This window comes from Neisseria sp. 27098_8_139, from assembly GCF_041433195.1.
Taxonomy (GTDB): domain Bacteria; phylum Pseudomonadota; class Gammaproteobacteria; order Burkholderiales; family Neisseriaceae; genus Neisseria; species Neisseria subflava.
On record NZ_JAPWBA010000010.1, the window covers coordinates 61,105 to 67,709 of the forward strand.

Below are 6,605 nucleotides of genomic sequence, written 5' to 3' on the forward strand. Positions count from 1 at the left end.
GTTGTGGCTTTCTGTTAAGGCCGTCTGAAAGGGTATGGGCTTTCAGACGGCCTGATGTTTATCGGCGTTTGGCAGTTTTTTGCTTGGCGCGGCGGCAGGTTTTTGCGGCTCGATGATGACGGTGCTCATGCGTTCGTCGGTCAACATCCGGGCGGCAGCCTGTACTTCTTGCGCGCTGACTGCCTGCAGGCGGCGGTGGATTTCTTGTTCGTCGGTATATTGGAAACCGCGCGCTTCGAGGCGGCCCATCATGGAGGCTTGGGAAGACATGGAGTCTTTGGCGTAGATTTCGTTGACCGCTGCTTGGGTTTTGACGCGCTGCAATTCTTCTTCGGAAACGCCGTTGTCGGCAATGTCTTTGATTTCTTGGCGCAGCTGGGCAATCAGAGTATCGGTTTTCACGCCTTCGGCAGGCATGGCCATTACGCTGAACAGCGGCATTTCACGGCTGATGATGTCGTAATGCGTTCCTGCGTTCAATGCGGTTTGCTTGCCGCGCACGAGGTTTTTGTCAAAACGGCTGGACGCGTTGCCTGCCAAAATATCGGAGAGGACGTCGAGGGCAAAAGGCATTGCGTCGTCGAATTTTTGGAGTTTCGGCACACGGAAGTTGATGGCAATCAGCGGCTGGTGTGTGACCGGAGAAGTGGCTTTGACCGTAACAGGCTTGCGCAAATAGGGTTCGGTATGGAGTTTGTTGCGTGGCGGCTGGGCTTTGGCCGAAATATCGCCAAAGAGTTTGGCGGCCGTCTGAAGCGTTTGTTTAGCATCGACATCGCCGACAATGACCAATACGGCATTGTTGGGCGCGTAATATTGTTTGTACCACGCGCGCAGGTCGTCGGCTTTTAGGGTGTGCAAATCTTTCATGTAGCCGATGACGGAGGCGCGCATGGACGGTTGGGTAAAGGCGGCAAGATAGGCTTGTTCCCACATTTTGCCGTCGGCCGTGTCTTCCGTGCGCTGGCGGCGTTCTTCACGGATGACGTTCATCTCGTTGAGGAATTCTTTGTCGCTGAAGTTGAGGTTGTGCATGCGGTCTGCCTCGAGCTTCAGAATCTCGGGCAGGTTGGCGGCGGCGACGTTTTCGTAATACACCGTTTCATTGCGGCTGGTGTAGGCGTTGTTTTGTCCGCCCAGCTCGGACACGCGGCGGTTGAACTCGCCGGAGGGAACGTCTTTCGTGCCTTTAAACATCATGTGTTCCAAAGCGTGGCTCAGGCCGCTTTTGCCCGGTTTTTCATCCACGCTGCCGATTTTGTACCAAATCTGCGAAACGGCCACAGGCGCGCGGTGGTCTTCTTTGACGATGATTTTCAGACCGTTGGGCAGGGTTTCAGAAAGCGTCTGCGCCCATGAGGCGGCAGGCAGCGCGAAGGCAAGCATTAAAGCAATTCGGCGTAACATGGTTTAATCCGTAAAATGAAAATCAATCGCCAAAGTATAGCGGAAAATCTGAAAGATTGGCCGAATGTTTCAGACGGCCTGGGTCTTATCTGCTGATTCACATCAAGCGCGGCCGTTGCCAATCTTTACCGTCGTCCCTCATTCGCGGATAATCCCAAACATTCCCGTTTCCAACCATCACAAAGGAATCATCATGACATTTTTGAAACTGACCGAACAAAATGTTCAAGGCAAAACCGTTCTGATCCGCGCCGATATGAACGTGCCGTTCAAAGACGGCAACATCAGCGACGACACCCGTATCCGCGCTTCGCTCGCATCCATTAAATACTGCTTGGACAACGGCGCGTCTGTGATCGTGATGATCCACCTCGGCCGTCCGACCGAAGGCGAATTCCATCCTGAAGACGATGTAGCGCCTGTTGCCGCGCATTTGGGCAAACTGTTGGGCAAAGACGTGAAAGTATTGAACGACTGGCGTGAAAACAAACCGACTTTGAACGCCGGTGATGTCGTGATGCTGCAAAACGTGCGCATCAACAAAGGCGAGAAGAAAAACGACTTGGAGCTGGGCAAAGCCTACGCTTCTTTGTGCGACGTGTTTGTCAACGACGCATTCGGTACCGCCCACCGCGCCCAAGCCTCGACCGAAGCCGTCGCCCAAGCCGCGCCCGTTGCCTGCGCCGGCGTATTGATGGCGGGCGAACTTGATGCTTTGGGCAAAGCCCTGAAACAACCGGCTCATCCGATGGTTGCCATCGTTGCCGGCAGCAAAGTGTCTACCAAACTGACCATCCTCGAATCTTTGGCCGACAAAGTCGACCAACTCATCGTCGGCGGCGGCATTGCCAACACCTTCCTGTTGGCAGAAGGCAAAGCCATCGGCAAATCTTTGGCCGAACACGATTTGGTGGAAGAATCCAAAAAAATCATGGCGAAAATGGCGGCTAAAGGCGGCTCTGTTCCGCTGCCGACCGATGTGGTTGTCGCTAAAGCCTTCGCCGCCGATGCAGAAGCTGTGGTGAAAGACATTGCCGACGTTGCCGAAGACGACATGATTTTGGACATCGGCCCGAAATCCGCCGCTGCTTTGGCCGATTTGCTCAAAGCTGCCGGTACGGTTGTATGGAACGGCCCGGTCGGCGTGTTTGAATTTGACCAATTTGCCGGCGGTACCAAAGTATTGGCCGAAGCGATTGCCCAAAGCGATGCGTTCTCGATTGCCGGCGGCGGCGACACTTTGGCGGCGATTGCCAAATTCGGCGTAACCGATCAAATCAGCTACATTTCTACCGGCGGCGGTGCGTTCCTTGAGTTCTTGGAAGGCAAAGAGTTGCCTGCCGTTGCTGCTTTGGAAAAACGCGGCTCATAATCGGTTTTAATATCGATTGTTAAAAATAAAGGCCGTCTGAAATCTGGAAATCAGGTTTCAGACGGCCTTTTGTTTTGGTTTTTATTGGAGAAAGTGTTTAGCTGGATTCAACACCGATGATGGGCAGACTTGTTGCTAAACAGGCTGGAAAGTGTCCGGTTCTTTTCAGACGGCCTCTACATCGGCTTGTCGGTGCAATGCCTGATAGCACGGGGTAAGCTGGCGGATGATCAGGTCGAGCTGGTGTTTGAGGATATGGTCTTGCTGCGCTTGTGTGTTTTGCTCAAGCTCGGCAAATTCCTGACGGATTTGGGTCATGGCCGTTTCAAAAGCCTCGGGGTCGGTTTGGGGCATTTGGGTCAGCAACTCGGCGATGTGGTGGGTCAGCTTGGCATAGGGCGCAAAGCCGTCGTTGCCGTCGATTCGGACTTGGTCGCGGTATGCGCCGAGCGCGGAAATGTGGCCGGTCAGCGCATAGCTGGTTTTGAGCAGGGTAAAACCGTCTTGCAGGCGGTCTTGGTATTTTTTCGGGTTGCTGCTCATGTCGGACAGGGTGCTGCTGAGGGCGGCGGTGCTTTCGTGGGCTTGGCGGCGGGTGAGGCGGTAGTCGAAATCGTCGCGGCTGCCGCTTTGCAGCTGGTCGAGGATAGCGTCGAGATAGCGGCCGTTGGCAGTGATGGTTTGGGCGGCGGTGTGGCTGAGGGTGAGGTAACGCCAATCGGGCCAGAGGTAGGTGGCGGCGGCCCATGCGATAACGGAACCGACGATGGTGTCGATGATGCGGATGGGCATGGCGTGGTACACGTCCAAACCGGTAAGCGAGAGGCTGGTCAGGGCTTGGATGGTGATGAAGAAGGTGGAGAAGCTGTATTTGTAGCTTCGGGTCATGAAAAACAGGGTGGTGCTGGCGATAACAATCCAGAGCTTGGTTTCAACAGACGGGGTGAAGTAGGGGACGAGCGAACCGACAATCACGCCGAGAATCGTACCGGCAATGCGTTGGTACACGCGGCTTTTGGTGGCGGTGTAGTTGGGTTGGCAGACGAAAAGGGCGGTCAGCAGAATCCAGTAGCCGAGGTTGAGATGGAGGATTTCGACAATGATGCAGGCTGCGGCCACGACAATGGAGAGGCGGGTGGCATGGCGGAATACGCCGGAGTCGAAATTGAGCTGGCTGAGGACGGTCTCGCCGATATTGCGGAACTTGGTGTTTTCAAGGGCGGCGATGCGGGTATCGGCGTTGTCGTTTTCGGCAAGGGACGCATCGTTTTGCAGTTGCCGCAGTTGGTAATCGACACTGCTGAGGTTGTCGAGCAGGCGGCGGATATTGTGGAGGTTGGCATTGTCGGCATGGGTCTCGGCAAAATGGCTGAGGGATTGGCGGCAGCCTTCCATGGCGCGGCCGAGGCGTTTGCTGTATGCGTAGGGTTTGTTGTTGCGCAGGGAGGAGGCAACGTTGCGGCACGCCTGGCCTTGCATTTCGAGCAGGCGGCGGATGCGGAAGATAAGGTCGGTATTTTTGAGCTGCTCGGCCATTTCGCTGTAATCGACGTGGGCGGAGCTGATGCGTTCGTGCATGTCTTGCGCGCAGAGGTAGTAGCGCAGCATTTTGGCGGTACGCGGATGGCGGTGTTGGCCGCGCAATCGGTAGAAAAGTGCGCCGCGGCATTGGTTGAAGGCGGTAATCACGCCGGTATTGCTCATGGCCAAGTCGATTTGGCGGTTGCCCAACCATGCGGCTTCGTCGGGGTCGAAAAAGTCGGCTTTGGCATCGAAGTAGTTGCTGAGTGCATCGTAGGCATTGGCGACGGTTTCTTGGACGGGGCGGTGGGGCAGGATGATTTGGAAGATCAGGATGTTGACGCTGTATAGGACAGTACCCAGCAGAATCATGACGGGGTTGGTCAGCCAGTAGGTCTCGGGGGTGTAGGTCAACGTGGTGTAGGTGGCGACGGCAAGCGCACCGAAAGCGAAGGTGCGGTATTTGAGGCCGACGGTGCCGAGGATGGTGAAGCCGAAAGTCATCAGGGTCATGGCCAAGATGAAGGGAACGCCTGTGCCGATGGTGCTTTGGGCAAGCAAAGAGGAGAGGGTAAACAGGGCAACGGTGATGACGATGTTTTTCAGACGGCCTGTGAGGCGGTTGTCCAAATCGACCAAACCGCCGGCAATAATGCCGAGCACGAATGGCATAACCAGTTTGGGCGTGTCGAAGTGCCAAACGAGGGTGGCGGCGATGAACACGCTGGCGAAGACGGGCAGGGAGGCAATGATCAGAGGTTTGAGCGGCGGAGTTTTCATGATGTTGTTGTTTATTATTCGTTATGAGGTGAATGATTGGATTTTAACAGGATTTTCAGTCGATTTCAGAATGCTTTAAATGAGATAAGGCCGTCTGAACGGATATGGGGAAATACTTGATTTCATTTCCACTCCCGTTCAGACGGCCTTTTTTGGCTTACGCCATTAGGTCATCAGGTTGAGGTCGCTGATGCGGTCGTAGAGGCGTTCGGTATTGTTGCCCTCGTCGTGCATTTGAATGCGCAGGTGCAAATCGTTGGCGGAAACCGCTTGGCGCAGGGCTTCGCTGAGTTCGATTTGGCCTTGTGCGTAGAGGTTGAAGAGGTTTTGGTCGAACGTCTGCATGCCGTTGCTGCCGGAGCGTGCCATCAGGTCGCGGATTTCCAGCAATTCGCCTTTGAAAATCAAGTCCTGCATGGCCGGAGTGTTGAGCAGGAGGTCGGTAACGGCCGTGCGTTGGCGGTTTTTCTTGATGGTGAGGCGTTGGCCGATGATGCCGACGAGGTTTAACGCCAAATCCATCAAAACCTGTTGGCGACGGTCTTCCGGATAGAAGTTGATGATGCGCTCGATGGTTTGGGAGGCTGTGCTGGCATGGATGGTGAAAACGCACAGATGGCCGGTTTGAGCCAGTTGGAGGGCGTATTCCATGCTTTCTTCGCTGCGGACTTCGCCGATACAGACGACATCGGGCGCTTGACGCATGGCGCTTTGAACGGCGATTTTCCAGTTGTCGGTATCGATGCCGATTTCGCGCTGGGTGAAGATGCTGCGGCAAGGTTTGTAGATAAACTCGATGGGGTCTTCGATGGTAACGATATGGCCGGGCAGCTTTTGGTTGCGGTAGTTGAGCATGGAGGCCATGGTGGTGGATTTACCCGAACCGTTCGGGCCGGCGAGGATCAGCAGGCCGCGCGGTGCGAGTGCAAGCTCTTGGAGCTTTTCGGGTAAACCGAGGGTCTTCATTTCGGGAATGTCTTGGCTGACGCGGCGCAATACCATGCCGACGCGGCCTTGCTCGTGGTAGGCGTTGACGCGGTAGCGCGTGTTGCTGCGCGATTGGACGGAATAGTTGATTTCCCAGTCGCGGTTGAAGGCTTCGAGCTGGTCGGGGTTCATGGTGGATTCGGCGATGGCGGCGGTGTCCGCGCCGGTTAGCGCTTTATGGGGCATGGGCGTGAGGGTGCCGCCGACTTTGATGGCAGGGGGAAAGTCTGCGCTGATGAAGATGTCGGATGCGTTGCGTTTTTCGGCCTCTTCACACATGCGGTCGAGCAGGGGATGAAGATGCGTGCCGATTTCGGCCGGGGTGGGGATGTGCGGTGCTTGGTTTTTTTGTGAGTAGGCTTGCACCATTTCGCTTAACAGGTCGTGCAGAGGGGCGAGGTCGTTCATGATGATTCTCTTTAAAACGGGTATTCGGTCAGGCTGAAAGGCCGTCTGAAAACGGGATGATGGGGTTCAGACGGCCTGAGTATGGTTTAGAAAATAGAGAGGTTTTCGATGTTTTGCGCCTTGCTGCGTG

General features: G+C 55.3%; 4 protein-coding genes. 1 reads left to right on the forward strand and 3 read right to left on the reverse strand.

The genetic code is table 11. From position 1 onward, the window contains the following. Positions 1-42: 42 nt before the first annotated feature. On the reverse strand, positions 43-1,407 hold the full coding sequence (locus O3660_RS09180) for a pitrilysin family protein (protein WP_049350739.1): 1,365 nt from the start codon (positions 1,405-1,407) through the stop codon (positions 43-45). A 193-nt stretch (positions 1,408-1,600) separates the two neighbouring features. Between O3660_RS09180 and O3660_RS09185 the strand changes: the two genes are divergently transcribed. Next, positions 1,601-2,779: a phosphoglycerate kinase gene (locus tag O3660_RS09185; RefSeq protein ID WP_049350738.1), complete on the forward strand. Its 1,179-nt coding sequence runs from the start codon at positions 1,601-1,603 to the stop codon at positions 2,777-2,779. Positions 2,780-2,944: 165 nt separating this feature from the next. Here O3660_RS09185 and yccS read toward each other — a convergent pair whose 3' ends face one another. Then, positions 2,945-5,080: a YccS family putative transporter gene (gene yccS / locus O3660_RS09190; RefSeq protein ID WP_049350737.1), complete on the reverse strand. Its 2,136-nt coding sequence runs from the start codon at positions 5,078-5,080 to the stop codon at positions 2,945-2,947. A 165-nt stretch (positions 5,081-5,245) separates the two neighbouring features. Next, positions 5,246-6,475, reverse strand: coding sequence for a PilT/PilU family type 4a pilus ATPase (locus tag O3660_RS09195; protein WP_049350736.1), 1,230 nt, complete (start codon positions 6,473-6,475; stop codon positions 5,246-5,248). Positions 6,476-6,605 lie beyond the last annotated feature (130 nt).

Bases quoted from the DNA above. Each gene is read 5' to 3' on its own strand.
- O3660_RS09180 (WP_049350739.1), bottom strand. From the start codon at position 1,407: ATGTTACGCCGAATTGCTTTAATGCTTGCCTTCGCGCTGCCTGCCGCC.
- O3660_RS09185 (WP_049350738.1), top strand. From the start codon at position 1,601: ATGACATTTTTGAAACTGACCGAACAAAATGTTCAAGGCAAAACCGTT.
- yccS (WP_049350737.1), bottom strand. From the start codon at position 5,080: ATGAAAACTCCGCCGCTCAAACCTCTGATCATTGCCTCCCTGCCCGTC.
- O3660_RS09195 (WP_049350736.1), bottom strand. From the start codon at position 6,475: ATGAACGACCTCGCCCCTCTGCACGACCTGTTAAGCGAAATGGTGCAA.